The sequence below is a fragment of the Streptomyces justiciae genome (assembly GCF_015163075.1).
In the GTDB taxonomy this organism is placed as follows: Bacteria; Actinomycetota; Actinomycetes; order Streptomycetales; family Streptomycetaceae; genus Streptomyces; species Streptomyces justiciae.
Window position 1 is genome coordinate 1 of sequence record NZ_JADDXU010000035.1, and the last position, 19,224, is coordinate 19,224.

The following is a 19,224-nucleotide window of genomic DNA, read 5'->3' on the forward strand; positions in this document are numbered from 1 at the left end:
TCACACGCTCGTGCGAATACCGCGAAGCGACAGTCAGCCACGATCCTTTTCGGCGCGTCTGCTGAATTGCTCCGGGGTCGCGGGACGTTCCGGCTGTGCCTGCGTCTGAACCGAATCCTCAAGAGTGCCCGTGTATAGGGTGGGGAACGGATCGATCTGTCCTAGGGAATCAAGTATGAACTCTACATACGTTTTCATTCCGGGTGCCTGGCATGGTGGGTGGGCCTGGCGTCCGGTTGCCGAGCGGCTGCGTGCTGCTGGGCACCAAGCGGTTTGTCTCACTCTCCCGGGTCTGGGAGATGGTGACGACCCAGCGGGCCACACCCTTCAGGACGCAGTGGATCATGTCGTGTCCGAGGTCGAGAGGCGAGGGCTGACAGACGTGACGCTCGTGGGGCACAGCTGGGCTGGGTATCCGATGGCCGGGGCCGCCTACCGTCTGTCGGACAAGGTCTCCAAGGTTGTCTACTACGGTGCGCAGGTGCCGGTGCGGGGCAGGTCGATGGTGGAGGACAACCCTCCGGAGGCCGCGGCGATGCTGCGAGGCATGATCGATGCCTCGCCGACACGTTCAATCCCGCCGACGCTGCAGTTCGTGCAGGGCATCTTCATGCAGGATGTCGAGGTCAGCACACAGCGACTGGTCGCGGATCTGCTGACACCGCAGCCCGGCAACTACTTCCTGGACGCCCTGGACGTTCCCAGCGTTTCAGAGCTCGGGATACCTGCGCTGTACATCCTCAGTGAGGACGATCACGCGCTTCCGCGGCCAGGCGCTGAGTTCGCGGCGCGACTTGGGTTGCAGCCCGTCATGGTTCCTGGAACGCACGAAGGTATGCTGACGCACCCCGATGAGGTTGCCAAGGCCATCCTGAACGGCTGAGTGCTGGCCCCAGGTGTTTCCGTCCGGCGCCCGGTGCGTGTGATCCCTGACCGCCGACGGCGGCGCTCAGCATCTTGATTCCGGCAGGGGCAGGGCCGATATGATGCTCCTGCCCCTGAGAACCATTACTCGCGTGCTTGGGCTTCGCGGCCGGCCGCTCGTCCCATCCCCGACTGCGGTTCCAACTGCTCGCTCGGTGCCGGGCGGTCCGGGCCACCGTCGGTCGGGCCGTCACGCTGTACGGCCGTCTCGACAGCGCCTTCGACGATGGCGCCGTGGGCCAGCCGCCCGGCCCGGTGGACCAGTTGGCGGTGGCCGCGATGGGCGCCGCCGCCGGGGGCGAATGCGGTCGTCGACAACTTCAGTGTCGGCAGTCTGCCGCCCGCCCCCGCGCCGCCCGCGTCCGGTGCCACGATGGCCGTGCTCGACCACCTCACCGCCACGGCCGCCGCGATCTAGGCCCGGAACGCATCATCGACCATCTCGGCACCCGAAGCGCGCTGCGTCGTGCCGCAGAACAGGCCCACTGTGAAGCAGTTGAGCTGCCCCGGGAAGCACAAGACACCGAGCCCGGAGAGCTGATCCCCAACACGGGCGACATCCTGCGCAGCGCCATTACGTCGAGGGCCACGGCCCCGCTCCGGGGCACCTGCCGCCGCCAAAGGTGGATGCAGGCTGGTGTGGGGCACTACCGCGCCCGCACAGCCCAACCGGTAGTGCCTCCCTTGAGTGGCTGGCAACGTATCCCCCTCGGACCATCGCCTTCGCCCTACGTGTTGGGATCCAGTGCAACTCGATTTCAATATAGGCACCCTATGATGAAATACGTGTCGGTCTCGCTCCGGCACACCTACTTGCCCTCACCCACGACGTTGGGACTGTGACACACATGTCTTCCCCTGCCACGGCGGCCGCCGCCCCCGGTTCGGCACCGGCTGCCGGCCCCGTGCCGCACCGCTGGTTGATCCTCACCTTCATCAGCGTGGCACAGCTGATGGTGGTCCTCGATGCCACCATCGTGAACATCGCGCTTCCCACCGCCCAGGCGGACCTGCACTTCTCCAACGCCGACCGCCAGTGGGTGATCACCGCCTATGCGCTGGCTTTCGGCTCGCTGCTTCTACTGGGTGGCCGACTTGCGGACCTGTGCGGCCGGAGGAACGCCTTCCTTGGTCCCGATCGAGATGAAGAAGGAGAAACCGGGCTATGTCCTCAACTCGCTCCTTGTACCGCTGCTCAAAGCCGCCGGTGAATTGCTGGCGGACGACATCGCGGACCCGGCCGCGGTCGACGATGTGTGGCGTATCGGGACGGGAGCCGCATACGGGCCCTTCGAAATGCTCGACATCATCGGCCTTATGACCGCTCACCACATCGCCTCGCACGGTGACGCGAAGCAACGCGAGTTCGCCAGGCTCATCAAGGAACGCTACCTGGACAAAGGCCAGACTGGCGTCGAAAGCGGGCAAGGTTTCTACACGTATCCCCCGACGTAGCCACGGGCATGAGTGCCCCGTGCCGACGGTGATCGGTCTGCTGAAGGCCCCGCGGTGCTTCACAGCGGGGCCTTCTCGACCGAAGATCAGCGGCCGCTGCGCTGGTCGGGGAGGAATCGACGGAGGTAGTCCAGGACGTCGGTCTCGCTCGGGTCTGTGGCGCGGAGGCCGACGTACCCGTCCGGGCGGATGACGAGCAGGGTGTCGCCGGCTATGCCGTAGTCCTGATGAGCGCTGCCTTCTCGGTCGGTGAAGTGGGGGGTCGTGGGTTCGGCGGTGGGGAGCAGGGTGGCGGACTTGAGGTGTTCCGGGAAGCGTCGGACGAGTGCGTCCGCGGTGTGCGAGCTGTGGGATCCGAAGGCCAACACCGTGGTGTGCGGGCCACGGAAGAGATCGAAGAGCCGGACCGCCGTCCCGTCTGGGTTGAACACCTGCGAGTCGGGGGCGCGGTCACCCGCCTGCACGTGTGCGTGCTCGCTGCGGGGGGATCCGTTGAGTGCGCTGACGGGGTAGCGCACCTTGAGCTGCAGCGTGTCGTTGCCGTGAGCCCCGTCGGGTACGACGCCGCGGACGCGCTGGGCGATGAGCTCGGAGGAAAGGTTCAGGACGTCGGCTGCGATCGGCAGTCGCTCCTGTTCGTAGGTGTCGAGGAGCGCCTCGGGGGCGCCTTCCAGCACGTGTGCGATCTTCCAGCCCAGGTTGTAGGCGTCCTGGATGCCGGTGTTCATGCCCAGACCGCCTGCAGGCGCGTGGACATGGGCAGCATCGCCCGCCAGGAACACGCGCCCGGCGCGGTAGCTGTCCACCATCCTGACGTTGAAGCGCCAGACCGACTGCCACGCGACTCGGCGGACGCGGATGTCGCTCCGGCCGCTGCGTTCCTCGACCAGCTTCTGGATCTGCTCGATCGGCAGTTCTCCCACGGTGTCGGCGTCCACGCCGACCTGCATCTGGAAGGCGTCGGTCGCCGCCAGCGGGCACAGGGCCAGCAGTCTTCCGTCAGCGCTGGGCCACCAGTGCCAGAAGTCGCGGTCGAGGCCGCTCACCTCGACATCGGCGGTCAGCATCCGGACGGTCTCGTCGGTCTGCCCCAGGAAACCTGTCTCCAGCAGGTTCCGTACCGTGCTGTACGCACCGTCACAGCCCACGACATAGGAGAACGAACCGCTCTCGGAACCGCTTGCGGTGTGCAGCAGGGCCTGTACGCCGCCGTCGTGCTGTGTGAGGCCGACCAGTTCCGATCCGTATTCCACCGTCACACCCAGATCAGCGAGCCGTTCACGCAAGATCTCTTCCACCCGCCATTGCGGGAGCAGCACGGTGCGGGGGTACGGGGTCGAAGGCGTGGGTTCCGGCGCGCCGGGGACCACGTCACTGGTCCCCAGTACCACCCGGCCCCGGTACTTGCGGATGGCCAGTCGAGAACGGCTCGTCGCCAGAACGCGCCCGGCAACTCCCAGGTCGTCAAAGACCTCGACGCTGCGAGGCTGCAGCCCCTTCCCGCGGGAGCCCGGGCGGGGACCGGCCGCCTTGTCCACCAGACGTACGTCGACACCTCGGCGCGCCAGCTCGATCCCGGCCACCAGCCCTACCGGGCCGGCCCCCACGACGAGTACCGGCTCCTGCGGGCCTGTTGCGCCCGAGCTTCCCTGACCACTGTCGACTTCACGCATCACACTGCACCGTTCCGTTGAGAGGCAAATGCGCGCACATATGCATGACCTTGTGACATACATGTGTACACGTGGTTCGCTCTCAGTCGCGTGTGGAGGCATGCTGTTGTCAGGCACGCCCAACAATTCTTGACGACATCTGACGCATCAGCGATACAGGGTAGATATGACACAAATAGATACACGCGTGTTCGGTGATCTGGCCGGTGATCTTTACGGGGCCCCCGACGACGTACGACCGCCTCTGCTCCTTCTGCACGGTCTGACGTTCGACCGGCGGCACTGGGGCCCTTTCCTCGCCGAGTTGCCCGCGGGACGCCGGGTGCTGGCCGTCGACCTGCCCGGCCACGGCGGCTCGCCCGCGAGCACCTCCTACGCCCCGGACACCGTGGCCGCGGCGGTGCACCGGGCCGTCACCGCCGCGCGCCTTGACTCACCCGTAGTGGTCGGGCACTCGGTCGGCGGCCTGCTGGCCACCGTCTACGCCGCCGGACACCCGGTGCGCGGCGTCGTCAACGTCGACCAGCCGCTGCTGCCCGGACCGTTCGGCGAACTGCTGCGCCAGAACGAAGAACTGCTCCGCGGCCCTGACTATCTGCGCCTGTGGGAGCGTCTGACCGCCGGCATGGGGATCGACAGCCTGCCACCCGCGGCTCGGGACCTGGTGCGCACCGTCACCACGCCCCGGCAGGACCTGTTCCTCGGCTACTGGCACGATCTGCTGTCCAAGTCGGCGGACGAGATCCGCGCGCGTCGCGAACGGGACCTGACCGCCCTGCGCGAACAGGGCGTCTCCTACCGGCATGTGAGCGCGAGCGAGCTGCCCGAGCCGTATCGGGCATGGCTCCACTCCTGCCTGCCGGACGCCGTCTTCAGCGTCGTCCCGGCCGCCAGTCACTTTCCGCATCTCTCGCACCCCCGAGAGCTGGCGGACCTCGTGGCATAGCTGCCGCGATGCCCCGCGCGGGCGGCAACGGCCGGGGCCCCCGGGCCCCCGGACTCTGGCCCGCCGTCCGCGGCCCGGCGCACCTCGGTCCTCGGTCGCCGAGTGAGGACAGGAATGCATCGCGGCAGGACGAGGCACCAACCGGACGGGGCAGTGTCGTACACCGACTCCGCGTCAGGCGCCGTGATGCCCTCCCGACTGGTGGGTGTCACCCCGCCGTGTGGCGGGAGCTGCCGCTCGTCGGGCGGGCGCGGGAGCTGCCTGGCCTTAGGGTCGAGGCGGCATGGGCTGGACGGCGGGAACGAAGACGAGGCGGAGCGCGCGTGATCCGGGTAGTGGTGGTGGACGACGAGGCGTTGGTCCGCTCGGGCTTCCAACTCATTCTGGGCGCGTCCGAGGACATCGAGGTCGTCGCGACCGCGAGCGGTGGCGAGGCCGTGGAGACCGTCCTGCGGGTACGGCCGGACGTGGTGCTGCTCGACATCCGGATGCCGGACGTCGACGGGCTCACCGTCCTGCGCGAGCTGCGGACCAGGCCGGACGCCCCGGTGGTGGCGATGCTGACGACGTTCGACGCCGACGAGTACATCCTGACCGCGCTGCAGTGCGGTGCGGCCGGTTTCCTGCTCAAGGACACCGAGCCGGACCAGCTCGCCCACCTGGTGCGCACCCTCGCCGCGGGCGGGGTGGTGCTCTCCCCCAAGGCCTCGCGGGCGCTGCTGCACAGTCATCCTGGCGCCGAGGCCGCCGTCGACGAGGACGCCGCCCGGGTTCGGCTGCTCACCGCGCGGGAGCGTGACGTGCTCGTCCTGGTGGCCGAGGGGCTGTCGAACGCCGACATCGGGGCGCGCATCCATCTCAGCGCCGGCACGGTAAAGGATCATGTCAGTGCGATCCTCACGAAGCTGCGGGTGACGAGCCGGGTGCAGGCCGCGTTGTTGGCGCAGCGGGCCGGGCTGCTGGACGCACGCCCACAGCCGGAGGCGGGGCGGTGAAACGCGTCCGCGCGTTGTGGGCACGTGTGCCCGCGCCGGTCGTCGACGGCCTTCTGGTGGTGGCGGCGGCCGTGGACGTGTGGGCGAACCTGTGGGACGACACCCCCCTCGGTATCACGCTGGCCACGCTCGGCTGCGCCGCGCTGGCCTTCCGGCGCCGGTTTCCGCTGGGTGTGTTCGCGCTCACCCTGCCCATCGCGCTGACGCAGCCGGTCGCCGTTGCTCCGCTCGTGGCGCTGTTCACGCTGGCCGAGCGGTCCCGTAACCGGCCTCTTCTTGCGGTGTGCGTCGCCCTGACCGCCGTCGCGAACAGCACTCCGTGGCCGTTGGCCAGCCTCACCGAGGTCGGGCGGACCATGACGCTGGTCACCTTCGTGTACAGCCTGGCGACGGCCGCCGCGCCGGTCCTCATCGCCCAACTTCTGCAGACGCGCCGGGACTTGGCGCGGCGCCTCGTCGAGATCGAGGAAGCCAGGGAACACGAGCGGGCATTGCACGCGCAGGCCGTGCTCGCCCGTGAACGCGCCCAACTGGCCCGTGAGATGCACGACGTGGTCTCCCATCAGGTGAGCCTGATCGCCGTACGGGCGGGGGCTCTCCAGATCGCCGCCAAAGACGCGGACGCCAAGGAGGCCGCCCGCACGATCCGTTCGCTGAGCGTCACCACGCTCGACGAACTGCGCACCATGGTCACGCTGCTGCGCGCCTCCGGCGGCCACGCCACCGAGCTGACACCCCAGCCCACCCTGGCCGACCTGCGCAAACTGGTGGAGTCCAGCGGCACACACGCGGAGCTCACCGGTGAGCTGCCGCCGACCGTGGGCACACCCGCACAACGGGCCCTCTACCGCACGGTCCAGGAGGCGCTGACCAACGTCCGCAAGCACGCCCCCGGCGCCACCGCGTGTGTCCAGCTGTGGCAGGACGGCGACAGCATCGGAGTGACCGTCACCAACACCCCGCCCACACGACCCTCCCTTCCCCTGCCCGGTTCGCAGCAGGGGCTGGTCGGGTTGCGGGAACGGGCCGAGATCCTGCACGGCACCCTGGAGGCCGGCCCGACCGCGGAGGGCGGCTACCGGGTGCGGCTGCGGATTCCGCTCGGCGCGGACTGACCTCAGCGTGTGGGGGCCAGCAGCTGGGTGGCCGCCAACTGCGCGTACAGCCGGTCCGTGTCCACCAGTTCCTCATGGGTGCCCACCGCGCGGACCCGGCCGGCGTCCATCACGACGATCCGGTCGGCGCCGGTCACCGTCGACAGGCGGTGGGCCACCACCAGCACGGTGGTCTCACCGGCCACCTCCGCGACGACTTCGCGCAGCGCCAGCTCGTTGACCGCGTCGAGGTGTGAGGTCGCCTCGTCCAGGAGCAGCAGCCGGGGTCTGCGCAGCAGGGCGCGGGCGATGGCTACGCGCTGCCGCTCGCCGCCCGACAGCTTCGAGCCTCGGTGGCCGACCGGCGTGTCCAGGCCGTGGGGCAGGCGCTCGACGAGGGTGTCGAGTCTGGTCCGGGACAGGACATCGCGGATGGCGTCGTCGGTCGCTCCGGGGGCCGCGAAGAGCAGGTTCTCCCGCAGGGTGCCGGCCAGGACCGGGGCGTCCTGCTCGACGTATCCGATGGCGGATCGCAGTTCGGGCAGCGGCCAGTCCCGTACGTCCTTGCCGTCGACCAGGACCCGGCCGCCGGTGGCCTCGTAGAACCGCTCGATGAGGGCGAACACCGTCGACTTGCCCGCACCGGAAGGTCCGACGAAGGCGGTCATCCCGGTGGGCGGTACTTCGAAGCTCACCTGGTGGTGGATGTGGGGCAGGCCGGGGCGGTAGCGGAAGGAGACGTCCTCGAAGCGGACCGACGCCGGTGCCGACAACGCTGTGCGCCGCCCGGGGTGGGCGGACGGTTCCGTCGCCAGGCGTTCCACGGCTGCGATCCGGGAGATCGCGGCCGCGCCCTCCTGATACGAGGTCACGGCGTCGACCAGCTTGGCCACCGGCTCGATCAGGTAGAAGAGGTACAGCAGGAAGGCGATGAGGGTGGACACGGGGATGTCCCCGGAGCCCACGCGTGCCCCGCCGACCGCGAGGACGGCGAGAAAGGCCAGTTGTACGGCGAGTTCGTCGGCCGAGCCCGCCGCGGCCTCCCACTGCGCGCTCTTCACGCCGTGCCGCCATGCCCGCCGCGCCGCGGCCTCCACCCGGGCGGTCTCCCGCTCCTCGGCGCCGGACGCCTTCACCGTGCGAAACGCCCCGAGAGCCCGCTCCAGCGCGACGGAGATCTCCCCGACCGCCTCCTGCGCCCGCTCGGTGGCGCGGGCGACCCTCGGCATCACCAGGGCGACGGCCCCGCCGACCAGCACGACCACGCCGAGCGTCACGCCCAGCAGGACGATGTCCAGGTACGCCATCATCACGACCGCTGCCACGAAGGCCACCGCGCCGGTGGCGGCGGAGACGACCGCCTGGGTGCTGACGGCCCGCAGCAGCGTGGTGTCCGAGGTGACCCGGGACATCAGGTCGCCTGGCGGGACCCGCTCCCACTCCGCGAGCCGCAACCGCAGCAACCGCCCCACCAGGGTGCGCCGCGCGGCCAGCACCACCGACTCCGCCGTCCGCTCCAGCACATACGTGCCGAACGCCTCGATGGCCGTGCCCAGCACCACCAGCACGGTGAGCGCGATCAGGATCCCGGCGATGGTCCCACCGGAGGCGAGCCGGTCGACCAGGGCCTTCGTGGCCAGCGGTTGCAGCAGGCCTCCGGCGGCCCCGACCAGGGCGCACAGCAGGCCGAGGGCGACGGGCCAGTGGTGCGGGCGGACGTAGGCGTGCAGTGCCTTCATTGTTTCTCGGGCGGGCAGAGGCGTTTCATCCGTCGTCGGGGCGGATGCGGTGTTCACGGCGTTCCCTTCAGGGATTCGGGTCAGTCGACGAGCCCTGCTGTGGTCGTGGCGAAGGTGTGCACCAGCGCCTGGCCGACCTCGGGACGGACGACGAACAGGACGAAGACGCCCACCGCCAGCGTCAAACCGAGGAGTTCGAGAAACTCGCCTCTGGAGTCCTCGCGCTTGGTGTGTCGCGCACGGTGTGTCATGCCTCCAGCCTGGAAGCCCGTCCGCCTCGCTCCCATCCGGCAACCGTCGGGGCTACCCCCGCCGGGTGGCGGAAGTCGATCGGTCTCAGGTCGCACGGGAACCGGCCGGGGACGCGGCTCCGCCGGTCGGCAGGGTGGTACCCGCCGGTCGGCGGGGGCGGTACCGAGGACTGCCGGATATCCCGCCGGGTGACGCCCGCGCGAGGTTCTTCGTATGACACAGGCACGGCCGCCGCAGGAGAAGCCGGCTCCCCAGGAGAACTCGCCGCCCCGCACCTCCCCCGGCCCGTCATTGGGACGCCTCGTCGGTGTGGACCTGGCCCGCGCGCTGGCGGTGTTCGGCATGTATGTCGTGCACATCGGCCCCCCGCTGTCGGCCACGCACGGCGTCGCCAGCTGGGTGCGGTACATGGCGGAGGGGCATTCGTCCGTCCTGTTCGCCACGCTCGCCGGGTTCTCGCTGATGCTGATCGCCGGGCGCCGGGAGCCCAAGACCGGTCTGGCCGGCCGGCAGGCGCGGGCGCGGATCGCGATCCGCGCCGCGGTGCTGCTGGCGCTGGGCACCGTGATGGCGATGGAGTACGGCGGGGTGATCATCCTTGGCTTCTACGGGGTCTACTTCCTGCTGGCCCTGCCGCTGGTGCGGCTGCGCGCCCGGACGCTCGCGATCATCGCGGCGGCGCTCGCGCTCGTCACACCGCAACTGGCGTACGTCCTGACCACGGGGCTGAGCGAGTCGGTCCAGCAGAGCATCAACACGTACGACCCCCTCCACCGGCTCAGTGAGGTGGGAGTGCTCGATCTGCTGCTCACCGGCTTCTACCCGGCGCTCACGTGGCTGCCGTTCGTGATCTCGGGCATGGCGCTGGGCCGCCTCGATCTGTCCTCCGGAGCTGTCCAGCGGCGTCTGGCCGCGGTCGGGGCCGCCCTCACCGTCGCCGCGTACGGCATGTCCTTGCTGCTGGCCGGGAAGGGCGCGTTGCGGAGCATGGCGGAGGACGGGTCGTCGTCGTCCGGGGGCTCGGGCTCGGGTTCGATGCCTCTCGACGGGTCGTTCCCCGAGATGCCGGCGTCGACGCTGCTGACGGCCGGGCCGCACAGTGGCACCACGTTCGACATCATCGGCAGCGTCGGCGTCGCGATCCTCGTGATCGTGGGCGCGACGGTGGCGATGGAACGCCTGCCGCGGCTGCGCCGCCTGGCCAAGCCGGTCATCGCCGTGGGCACCATGTCCCTGACCGCCTACGTCGGCCACTTCCTCGCCCAGTCGGTGCTGTCCACGCCCGCCGGGACAGGCACCCAGCAGTCCTGGGTGCCGCTGCTCATGTACGTCCTCGGGGCGATCGTGTTCGCCACCGTCTGGTCCCGCTTCTTCCGGCGCGGGCCGCTGGAGTACCTGCTCAACGCCGCGACCAAGCCGGTGAAGCACATCCGGTGAGATGCAGCCGGGGTGGGACGGCGCCGCGCTTCACTCCGGCCTGCTCATCAGAAGGGCAGCGCCGCGCCGGTGGCCCTGTCCAGATGCCGGCTTCCGGTCGGCGGCCGCATACCCCGGTGTGGGCGGAGGGGCCATGATCGGGGCATGGCTCTGGCTTCGGCTCCTGCGCCCAACCCGTCGGCACGCGAGGTACTGCGTGCCCGGTACGCGAGCCAGCTGCCGGCGCGCCTGGACGAGCTGACGGGGCGCACGCACGGCACCGTCGACCTGCCGCTGCACGTGGTGTGGTCCGGGCTCTCCTCTTTCGATCTGAACCGCCCCAAACTGCGGATGAGCCTGTACCGCACGGTGCTCACCGAAGGCCTGCACGAGTGCACATCGACCAACCCGACGACGAGTAGTCCATCCTCAGCCCGGCTCCCGGTCTCCCGGCATCTCAGCACGGGTTCCGGGCGTCGACGGGGGTGGATCAGCCGACGCGGTCCGGGGCTGCTTTCGGTGCGGGTCGTGAGATGGACAGGACAACCTTGTGGGCGAGTCGTGAGTCTTCTCAGCGATCACGTTGTGATCGGAGCCACGAGGAGAACATCATCAACGCCATTCGTAAGACCCTGACCGCCACCGCCGTCGTCGGTGCCGTCCTCGCGGGTTCCGCCGCCTGTGGAACGGTGGAGCAGCTGTCCGCCGGCAGGAAGCTCGAGCAGGCCTTCGAGGAGCTCGGCAAGGAGAAGACGCTCTCCTTCGAGGTCGACCTGGACACCGATGCCGCGTCCCTGAAGGCGCTGGACGCGTCGTCCGACCCTGAGCCCGGTGAGGAGATCCCGGACGAGGTCGCCGAGTTGCTCAGCGGCGCGAAGATCACGGTGACCGTGCAGTCGAAGAAGCCGCTCGAGAAGTCCGGTGAGAAGGATCTTGTCGGTACGGCGATGAAGCTCAGTACCCCGGACGGCGACCTTTTCGAGTACCGGGTGATCGGCGACTACACCTACCTCCGTGCCGACATGGACGCCATGGGCAAGACCATGGGCAGCCCCCTACCGGACCCTGACGACCTGCCCCCGGAGGCCGGGGCGATGAAGGACGTTCTCCAGGGCAAGTGGGTGAAGTTCAACACCGAGGAGATGAACAAGGCCGCCGCCGAGGAGCAGGACACGGAGGGTGGTGCCGCGCCGTCCCTCGACGCCCAGACGCAGAAGAAGCTTGTGAAGGCCCTGCGCAAGGTCGTCGCCCGGGAGGTGGAGTTCAAGACCACCGGGGGCGAGGACGGCACTGAGCACGTCACCGCCACGGCCCCCTTCCGCACGCTGGTCACCGAGTTGCTCGGCGAGATCCGTCCCGTGGTGAAGGACCTGCCGCCGGGCATGGAGCTGCCGACCGCCAAGGACATGAAGGACGCCCCCGACGCCAAGGTGACCGCGGACTTCACCCTCAAGAACGGCGAGCTGTCCCAGGTGCACATCGACCTCGCCAAGCTCGCCGAGAACGCCAAGGTGAAGAAGCTCGGCCTCACCCTGCGGATGCGCGAGGGCACCCTGCCCGGTGCTCCGGCCGGTGCCACGACGCTCGACCTTCCCGAGCTCATGAACGGCTTCCTCGGCGGGCCCGCGATGAGCGACGCCGAGATCGACACGACCGGTCTCGACACCATCCCGCAGGACGCGTACTGATCACATCGAGCGCGGGTGACCGCCTCGACAGCCGAGGACGTCGCCCGGTACGCGGTGACCGCGAAGGAAAGCACCTACAGGCTGAACCTTGGATTCCTCCCGTGACCACGCGCTCACACCGGTCAGCACCCGTGTCAGGCCGGTGTGGACCTTCCGCTCCGCCGAGACGCCGCAGGGCGCGTGGTCCGCGCTGCCGCTGTCCGTCGTCCGCTTCACGCCCCGTCTGACGCCGGCCAGCACCGCCACGGCGGGCCAGAGGTTCGCCGTGCCCTTCCACATCGAGGGCGCAGCCGCGGGACAGCGGATCAGGAAGCTCGCCTTCGCCGTCTCGTACGACAACGGGAGCACCTGGCAGTCCGCCGAGGCCGTCGGCGGTACGCATCTGTCCCTGCGGCGCCCGGCCGGGGCGGGGTCGGTCTCCTTGCGGGCCGAGCTGACCGACGCCCAGGGCAACACGCTGGTCCAGGCGATCGAACGCGCCTCCCTCACCACCTCGTGAGCCGTAGCGTTTCAAAGGTGACTAGCCGTGGGAACACCTGTCCGCATCTCACATGCCTCAGGTCCGGGGCGTCGGTGCCGAGCAGGTGTGCGCCTCGTATCCTGAATTCGTGATGTCGGGATCTGGACATGTGTGCGCGGGGGCGGTCGCGTACGGTGCGGGGGGCGGGCGTTGACGCGGGGTACAACGGTTTGCAGCACTTGTCCTTCGGTACCGCGGCTCTTGGAGACAGCAACTCGATGAACGACCTGGCCCTGTCCCCGGGTCCCGCTTCCAGGCAGCTGATCGGGCGGGACGAGGATCTGGAGTTCGTACGATCCCACTTCGGCGGCCCCGGCCACGGCGCGGCCCTGTTGCTGTCGGGCGAGGCGGGCATCGGGAAGACCGCGATCCTCGACGCCGTGGCGGCGCAGGCCACGCTGAGCGGCGCGCGCGTGCTGCGGGTGAGCGGTGTGCAGTTCGAGACGGACATCAGCTACGCCGGCCTCAACCAGCTGCTCGTCCCCCTGTTCGAATCATTCGACCTGCTGGACCCGGGCCACCGGGACGCCCTCAAAGTCGCGGTCGGTATCGGCGGCGGGCCGCCTCCCAACCGGCTGCTGACCGCCACCGCGGCCTTGCTGCTGCTGCGCAGGACCGCCCAAGCGGCCCCGCTCCTGATCGTCGTCGACGACCTGCCGTGGCTGGACCGGCCCACCACCTTCGTCCTCGGCTTCATCGCGCGGCGGCTCGTCGGCAGCCGTATCAGCTTCCTGGCCGCCTCACGCGTCACCACCGAGGGCTTCTTCGAGGCGAGCGGCCTCACCGAGCACCGCCTCCGGCCCCTTGACGACGCGGCGTCCGCCGAGCTCCTCGCCCGGGCGCACCCGGGCCTGTCCCATGAGATACGGCGGCGTATCGCCGCGGAGGCGCACGGCAACCCGCTCGCGTTGATGGAGTTGCCCACCGCCCTCGACCGTGAGCAGCGCACGGCGCCGGGGGCGGTGCCCTCGGTCCTGCCGCTCAGTGAACGACTTCAGGCGCTGTTCGCCGCGCGCGTGGCCGACCTGCCCGACCGCGACCGTGAGCTGTTGTTGATCGCGGCGCTCGAAGGCACCGGTGACCTCACGGTCATCGAGGCGGCCGCCGGCGGCCGCGACGCCGTCGACGTTCTGGAGTCGGCGGAACGCGACCGGCTGGTGACCGTCTCGGCGGCCTCCCGGAGGATGTCCTTCCGCCACCCCTTGATCGGTTCCGCGGTGGTGGCGCAGGCCACGGCCGCCGGCCGCCGCAAGGCACACCGAGCGCTCGCCGACGTCCTCGTCGGCCAGCCCGAGCGCCGCGCCGGCCATCTCGGTGAGGCGACGACCGGCCGGGACGAGGACGTCGCCGCACTGCTGGAGCAGGCTGCCCGTCTACGCCTCGGACGAGGTGACGCGCTGGGTGCGGTGGCGGCCCTCACCCGTGCCGCGGGGCTCAGCCCGTCGCCGGCCGACGAGAGCCGCCGGCTGGCGGAGGCCGCCTACATCGGCACCGACGCCGGGGGCGACCTGGCGGACGCCTCGCGGCTGCTCGTCGGTGCGCGCCGCGCCGACCCCGCCGTCCGGGAGGGGTCCCTGCACGCGGCGGCCGCCTCCGCGCTCCTGCTGATCAACAAGGACGGGGACGTCAACACCGCCCACCGGCTGCTGGTCGGCGCGATCGAAGCGGGCGGACACGGCTACGACGCCTCGGACGAGGCTCTCGTCGAAGCCCTGTTCACCCTGATCACGCTGTGCTGGTACAGCGGTGATCCGGAAAAGTGGGCGCCGTTGTTCCGGGCCCTGAACCGGATGACGCCCGCACCCCCCGACCTGCTGTGGGCGTGCGCCCAGACCTTCGCCGACCCCGCCCGCACCGGCTACCGCGGCTTGCGGGTCCTCGACGAGCAGCTCGCCGACCTCGGCGACGCGACGCACGTGGTGCGGGTCAGCACTTGCGCCGTCTACCCGGACCGGCTGGCGGACGTGAGAGAGGCGTCCCTGCGTCTGGTCGAGCAGGCCCGCGCGGGTGCCGCGCCCGTCCGCCGACACCTCTCGGCACTGATCCACCTGGGCCTGGACGACTACTACAAGGGCCGCTGGGACGAGGCCGTGCGCCTGACCGGCGAAGGGCTCGAGCTGTGCAAGCAGTACGGCTACCCGTTCTTCGCCTGCAAGTTCCAGTTCGTGCAGGCGCTGGTGGCCGGCGCACGCGGTGACGTGGAAGCCTGCGAGGCGCTGTGCGAGGAGATCACCGCCTGGGCCGTTCCCCGTGGCGCCCATGGCGCCCGCGCACTGGCCTTCCACGCGCGGAGCCTGGCCTCGCTCGGCAGTGGGGACTTCGAGACCGCCTACCGCCAGGCCACCGCCGTCAGCCCGCTCACCCCCCTCGCCCCGTACCTGCCCCATGCCATGGCCGGCGCCCTGGACCTGGTGGAGGCCGCGGTCAAGTCAGGACGGTCGACCGAGGCCGCCACCCACGCGGCGGCCCTGCGGGAGTCCGAGATGGCGCGGCTCTCCCCGCGCCTGCACGTGCTCGTGCTGGCCTGCGAGGCACTGACGACGCCGGACGAGCACGCCCTGCCCCTGTTCCAGCGGGCCTTGTCCCTGCTCGACCCCGACGAATGGCCCTTTGACGTCGCACGGGTACGTCTCCTCCACGGCGAACGCCTCCGGCGTCGGCGGGCGACCAAGGAAGCGCGGGAGCAACTGGTCCTCGCGCGCGCTGTGTTCGAGAAGCTGGGGGCGGCACCCTGGGTGGTGCGCGCCAAGGCCGAACTGCGCGCGAGCGGTGTCACGGCGTCGGCCGGCGCGGCAGGCAAGGGAGTGCTGACGGCCCAGGAGCTCGAGATCGCGACGCTGGCCGCGACCGGGCTGACCAACAAGCAGATCGCGGAGCGTCTCTTCCTGTCACATCGCACGATCGGCGCGCACCTGTATCAGATCTACCCCAAGCTTCACATCAGCTCCCGGGCCGCCTTGCGGGACGCCCTCGTCGCCCTCGACCTGGAAGAGGTCGACTGAGGCCGCCTGCCTCCGCAGTTGGGCGACAGCTAAACACGTATGCGGTGACGGCTCGCACAGGGGCCGCTGCCCCGAAGCCGGCCGTGCACCGCGCCGGATCCGGAAGTGTCGCGCAACGTTGTCCGGCGTCACACCGATGTCGTCACATGTGGTTTACAGTCTTGCAGCCGTCCCCAGGTATCGCGCCCGTGCACGTCGCGGCGCCGCCCCGAGAGGCCGGCGGGTGTGAGGGCAGTGGGCAAGGGGGATGTGGCGGTGGTGGAAGGAACCCTGCACAACGGCTGTCGGCTTCCGGCGCTGTCCGCGCCGCGCTTCGTCGGCCGGGACGGCGAGCTGGACGCACTCGGGTCAGCGCTCGACGGGGAGCCTGCCGTCGTCCTGATCGAGGGCGAGGCGGGCATCGGCAAGACCCGGTTGCTGCGTGAGTTCCTCGCGTCCGAGGCGCGGCGGGGGCGGCACGCCCTCGTGGGTGCCTGCCTGGAGCTGCGGGTGCCATACACGCTCGGCGCGGTGGTCGACGCGGTGCGCGAGGGCAGTGACGACATCGCGCGGTTGGAGCTGAGCGGGCTCGCGGGGGCGCTCAGGCCGCTGTTTCCCGAGTGGGCCGACGCACTGCCCGCGGCGCCGGAGCCGTTGGAGGACGCCACCGCCGCCCGGCACCGGCTGTTCCGGGCGTTCGTCGAGGTCCTTGACCGGCTCGACGTCGCGATCCTCGCCCTGGAGGACGTCCACTGGGCCGACGAGGCCACGCTCGAGTTCCTGCTGTTCCTGGTCTCGCGCCGGCCGCAACCCGTCGATGTGGTTTTGACCTACCGGCGCGACGAAGTGCCCCCGTCGTCCCTGTTGCTGCGGCTGCCTTCGCGGCTGTCCCCCGATTCCCGTCCGGTCCGGCTGACGCCGCGCCCGCTGGATGTCGAGCAGACGGCCTCGTTCGTCTCCTCGATGCTGGCCGGTGGGCACGTGTCGACCGAGTTCGCGGCCTTTGTGCACGCGCGCACCGAGGGGGTGCCCCTGGCCGTGGAGGAGTCGGTGCGGCTGATGCACGACCGGGCGGATCTGATACGCCGGGACGGCGGTTGGGCACGCCGTCGGCTGGACCGCATCGAGGTACCGCCGACCATCCGTGACGCCATGCTGGAGCGCGTCCAGCGGCTCGGCCCGGACACCCGTACCGTGCTGCACGCGGCGGCGGTGCTCTCCGGCCCGGCCGATCCCGCGACGCTGCTCGCGGTCACCGGTCTGTCTCCCGAGCGGTTCGCGGCGCAGTCGGTCGACGCGCTCGGCAGTGGCCTGCTGCGTGAGGAGAGCAGGTCCGGGCAGTGGTCGTTCCGGCACCCGCTGGCGAGCTATGCCGTGTACGACGCCATTCCGGCCGTGGACCGGCGTGCCCTGCATCTGCGGGCGGGCCGGGCGCTGGAGCGGTGGCCGGTGCCGCCCGTGGCGCAGTTGGCGCGGCACTTCCGGCTGGCGGGCGAGGTCGAGGCCGCCTGCCGGTACACCGAGGAAGCGGCCGATCTGAGCACCCAGTCCGGGGACGTGGCCACCGCGGCGCTGCTGATCCACAGTCTGGTCGTCACCGTCGCTCTGCCCGCCGAGGTGTTGGTGCGTCTGGTGACGAAGATTCAGTTCCAGGCGTTGTCCGGCTCCGATCCGTATTCGGCGGTCGTCGAGGCGCTGCGTTCCGCTCTTGCCGGGCAGGGCCTCACGCCGGCGGCGGGGGCGTCGGTCCGTTTCCAGATCGGCCGGGTTCTGATGGGGGCGGGTGAGATCGAGGCGGGCCGCGAGGAGATCCTCGCCGCGATACCCCATCTGCCGCCGGGGTCGGCGGAGATGGCGCGTGCCCGCATCCTGCTGTCTCTGCCTCTGGGGAACGCCCGGCCGGTCGCGGAGCATCTGCGGTGGCTTCAGCAGGCGCCGCCGCTCGCGGGGTCGATGGCTTCCCTGGACCGGCTGCATCTGGCCGCGGATCGCGCTTTCGCGCTGCTGACGCTGGGTGAGGAGGCCGGGTGGGAGGCGGCGCGCGAGATCCCGGACGACGTCGTCGATCCGCGTGCGGCGTCCATCGTCACCGTGGGACATTCGAACGTCGGCGAAGAGGCGACGCGTTGGGGGCGGTACGCGGAGGCCAGGGCGCGGCTCGCCAAGGCCCAGGCGCTCGCCGAGCGCCATCAGCTGCTGCACTACCTGGACAGCATCGCCTCCTCACGGGCCCACCTGGACTGGTTCACCGGCGCCTGGTCGGGGCTGGCCGAGCGGACGGCGCGGCTCATCGACGACGACGGCGGGGTCCGGCTGAAGGATCGGTGTGAGGCGGCGCTGGTGGCGGGCCTGTTGCAGGCCGCAAAGGGAGATCGGGAGGCGGCCGGAAAGAGGCTGCGGTTCGCCGCCCGCGACGACCAGCAGCGTATCGAGGCCACCGCCGCGCTGGCTCAACTGTGCCTGGACGACGGTGACATCGAGGAGGCGGTCCGACTGACCGATCGGCTCGCCCAGGTCGCCGTCGGCGGCGGATTGTGGTCACGTGCCGTGGAGTTCGCTCCCGTGCGCACCGCCGCCCTGGTCGCGGCCGGGCGGCTCGGCCCCGCCGCGGACGTGGTGGACGCCCTGCAAGGGGCCGTGGGCGAGCGGGACGCACCGGCTCCCCAGGCGTCCTTGGTCCTGTGCCGAGCGATGCTGGCGGAGGCCGACGGCCGGCCGGCGGACGCCGCCGCGCTGTATCAGCGTGCGGCCGCCGCGTGGGAGGCGCTGCCACGTCCCTACGACGCCTTGCTCGCCCGGGAGCGCTCCGCGCTGTGCCTGCTCGCCACCGGACAGGACGAGGAGGCGCTGCCGATGCTGTCGCAGGTCGCTCAGACGCTGTCGGAGCTCGGCGCCCGCAAGGACGTTGCCCGGATCGGCCGCTTCCTGGCCGGGCGGGGAGGGAACGCTCTCGCGGTGGCACGCGGCCGAGGGCGCCCCGGGTACGGTAATCAGCTTTCGCCGCGCGAGCTGGAGGTGGCGCAGCTGCTGGTTGAGGGGCTGACCAACCGTCAGATCGCGGACGCGCTGACGGTGTCGGCGCAGACCGTTGCCAGCCAAGTGCGATCGGCGATGCGCAAGTTGGACGTGACCTCGCGTACGGCACTTGCCGTCAGGGTCGTCGAGTCGGGTCTCGTCGGGGACCTGGACCGGCGGGCGCTGAAGGGCGAGTGAATTCCGCCCGCCTCAGGAACGACGAAAAAAGGTCGAGGACCGAACGGGACGATTAAATCCCGCATCTGATCGATCGTGCCGCCCGCGGGTGTGATCGCACACTCTTGCCATGCCATCCGCTCCATCACCGGCGCCGGACCCGCAGGACGACCGGTCCGCGTCGGACGTCCGTTCCCAGGACTTACCCGCGCCGGCCGGCGAGTCGCCCGACCCTCAGGACATCGCCGACATCCGCGAGGTCAGCGCCGACGAGGACGCCGAGTACGAACCGCTCTGACGTACAGGCCTGTTCACGTTCCACGTCAATGCTCTCAAGGGAGACTCATCG

The 19,224-nt window shown here is 70.4% G+C and carries 15 protein-coding genes and 2 pseudogenes; 13 read left to right on the forward strand and 4 right to left on the reverse strand.

Going from position 1 to position 19,224, the window contains the following annotated elements:
* Positions 1-175: 175 nt before the first annotated feature.
* Positions 176-883: an alpha/beta fold hydrolase gene (locus tag IQ210_RS46210; protein WP_194085264.1), complete on the forward strand. Its 708-nt coding sequence runs from the start codon at positions 176-178 to the stop codon at positions 881-883.
* A gap of 125 nt (positions 884-1,008) precedes the next feature.
* Here the strand turns inward: IQ210_RS46210 and IQ210_RS46215 are convergent, their stop codons facing one another.
* Positions 1,009-1,296, reverse strand: coding sequence for a hypothetical protein (locus IQ210_RS46215; RefSeq protein ID WP_194085265.1), 288 nt, complete (start codon positions 1,294-1,296; stop codon positions 1,009-1,011).
* Between the two features lie 476 nt (positions 1,297-1,772).
* Between IQ210_RS46215 and IQ210_RS46220 the strand changes: the two are divergent.
* Together IQ210_RS46220 and IQ210_RS46225 are read left to right on the forward strand one after the other, a co-directional pair.
* Positions 1,773-2,054, forward strand: a pseudogene (locus tag IQ210_RS46220) (MFS transporter); the annotation flags it as partial.
* Between the two features lie 7 nt (positions 2,055-2,061).
* The gene (locus IQ210_RS46225; RefSeq protein ID WP_322658614.1) at positions 2,062-2,379 is read left to right on the forward strand and encodes a 3-hydroxyacyl-CoA dehydrogenase family protein; all 318 of its coding nucleotides are present in this window, start codon (positions 2,062-2,064) and stop codon (positions 2,377-2,379) included.
* 86 nt (positions 2,380-2,465) lie between these two features.
* Here IQ210_RS46225 and IQ210_RS46230 read toward each other — a convergent pair whose 3' ends face one another.
* Entirely contained in the window at positions 2,466-4,052 is a 1,587-nt protein-coding gene (locus IQ210_RS46230) for an FAD-dependent monooxygenase (protein ID WP_194085267.1), read from the reverse strand.
* Positions 4,053-4,239: 187 nt separating this feature from the next.
* On the opposite strand from IQ210_RS46230, the gene IQ210_RS46235 reads away from it, so the two are divergent.
* The 3 genes from IQ210_RS46235 (at position 4,240) to IQ210_RS46245 (ending at position 7,108) form a co-directional block, all read left to right on the forward strand.
* Entirely contained in the window at positions 4,240-4,998 is a 759-nt protein-coding gene (locus IQ210_RS46235; protein ID WP_256786121.1) for an alpha/beta fold hydrolase, read from the forward strand.
* 323 nt (positions 4,999-5,321) lie between these two features.
* Positions 5,322-5,993 carry a response regulator gene (locus tag IQ210_RS46240; protein WP_194085269.1) on the forward strand — a complete coding sequence of 224 codons (672 nt, stop codon included), beginning with the start codon at positions 5,322-5,324 and terminating at the stop codon, positions 5,991-5,993.
* On the forward strand, positions 5,990-7,108 hold the full coding sequence (locus tag IQ210_RS46245; RefSeq protein WP_194085270.1) for a sensor histidine kinase: 1,119 nt from the start codon (positions 5,990-5,992) through the stop codon (positions 7,106-7,108). Before IQ210_RS46240 ends, IQ210_RS46245 begins: the two co-directional genes overlap by 4 nt.
* Before the next feature lie 2 nt (positions 7,109-7,110).
* Here IQ210_RS46245 and IQ210_RS46250 read toward each other — a convergent pair whose 3' ends face one another.
* Together IQ210_RS46250 and IQ210_RS46255 are read right to left on the reverse strand one after the other, a co-directional pair.
* Positions 7,111-8,826 carry an ABC transporter ATP-binding protein gene (locus IQ210_RS46250; protein ID WP_228049643.1) on the reverse strand — a complete coding sequence of 572 codons (1,716 nt, stop codon included), beginning with the start codon at positions 8,824-8,826 and terminating at the stop codon, positions 7,111-7,113.
* Between the two features lie 80 nt (positions 8,827-8,906).
* The gene (locus IQ210_RS46255) at positions 8,907-9,077 is read right to left on the reverse strand and encodes a hypothetical protein (protein ID WP_194085272.1); all 171 of its coding nucleotides are present in this window, start codon (positions 9,075-9,077) and stop codon (positions 8,907-8,909) included.
* A 214-nt stretch (positions 9,078-9,291) separates the two neighbouring features.
* On the opposite strand from IQ210_RS46255, the gene IQ210_RS46260 reads away from it, so the two are divergent.
* The 7 genes and pseudogenes from IQ210_RS46260 (at position 9,292) to IQ210_RS46285 (ending at position 19,173) form a co-directional block, all read left to right on the forward strand.
* Positions 9,292-10,515, forward strand: a complete 1,224-nt coding sequence (locus tag IQ210_RS46260) for a DUF418 domain-containing protein (RefSeq protein WP_194085273.1) — start codon at positions 9,292-9,294, stop codon at positions 10,513-10,515.
* A 144-nt stretch (positions 10,516-10,659) separates the two neighbouring features.
* Positions 10,660-10,884, forward strand: a pseudogene (locus IQ210_RS48660) (hypothetical protein); the annotation flags it as partial.
* Positions 10,885-11,183: 299 nt separating this feature from the next.
* Positions 11,184-12,182: a hypothetical protein gene (locus IQ210_RS46265; RefSeq protein ID WP_194085274.1), complete on the forward strand. Its 999-nt coding sequence runs from the start codon at positions 11,184-11,186 to the stop codon at positions 12,180-12,182.
* Positions 12,183-12,270: 88 nt separating this feature from the next.
* Entirely contained in the window at positions 12,271-12,681 is a 411-nt protein-coding gene (locus IQ210_RS46270) for a hypothetical protein (protein ID WP_194085275.1), read from the forward strand.
* 239 nt (positions 12,682-12,920) lie between these two features.
* Positions 12,921-15,704 (forward strand): AAA family ATPase, encoded by a 2,784-nt coding sequence (locus IQ210_RS46275; RefSeq protein WP_194085276.1) that lies wholly within the window; start codon positions 12,921-12,923, stop codon positions 15,702-15,704.
* Positions 15,705-15,959: 255 nt separating this feature from the next.
* On the forward strand, positions 15,960-18,896 hold the full coding sequence (locus IQ210_RS46280; RefSeq protein ID WP_194085277.1) for a helix-turn-helix transcriptional regulator: 2,937 nt from the start codon (positions 15,960-15,962) through the stop codon (positions 18,894-18,896).
* A 109-nt stretch (positions 18,897-19,005) separates the two neighbouring features.
* Positions 19,006-19,173, forward strand: coding sequence for a hypothetical protein (locus IQ210_RS46285; protein WP_194085278.1), 168 nt, complete (start codon positions 19,006-19,008; stop codon positions 19,171-19,173).
* The last annotated feature ends 51 nt before the right edge of the window (positions 19,174-19,224 follow it).

Excerpts from the sequence above, each read along its gene's own strand:
- IQ210_RS46210 (WP_194085264.1), top strand. The coding sequence starts at position 176 with ATGAACTCTACATACGTTTTCATTCCGGGTGCCTGGCATGGTGGGTGG.
- IQ210_RS46230 (WP_194085267.1), bottom strand. The coding sequence starts at position 4,052 with ATGCGTGAAGTCGACAGTGGTCAGGGAAGCTCGGGCGCAACAGGCCCG.
- IQ210_RS46250 (WP_228049643.1), bottom strand. The coding sequence starts at position 8,826 with ATGAAGGCACTGCACGCCTACGTCCGCCCGCACCACTGGCCCGTCGCC.
- IQ210_RS46255 (WP_194085272.1), bottom strand. The coding sequence starts at position 9,077 with ATGACACACCGTGCGCGACACACCAAGCGCGAGGACTCCAGAGGCGAG.
- IQ210_RS46260 (WP_194085273.1), top strand. The coding sequence starts at position 9,292 with ATGACACAGGCACGGCCGCCGCAGGAGAAGCCGGCTCCCCAGGAGAAC.
- IQ210_RS46275 (WP_194085276.1), top strand. The coding sequence starts at position 12,921 with ATGAACGACCTGGCCCTGTCCCCGGGTCCCGCTTCCAGGCAGCTGATC.
- IQ210_RS46285 (WP_194085278.1), top strand. The coding sequence starts at position 19,006 with ATGCCATCCGCTCCATCACCGGCGCCGGACCCGCAGGACGACCGGTCC.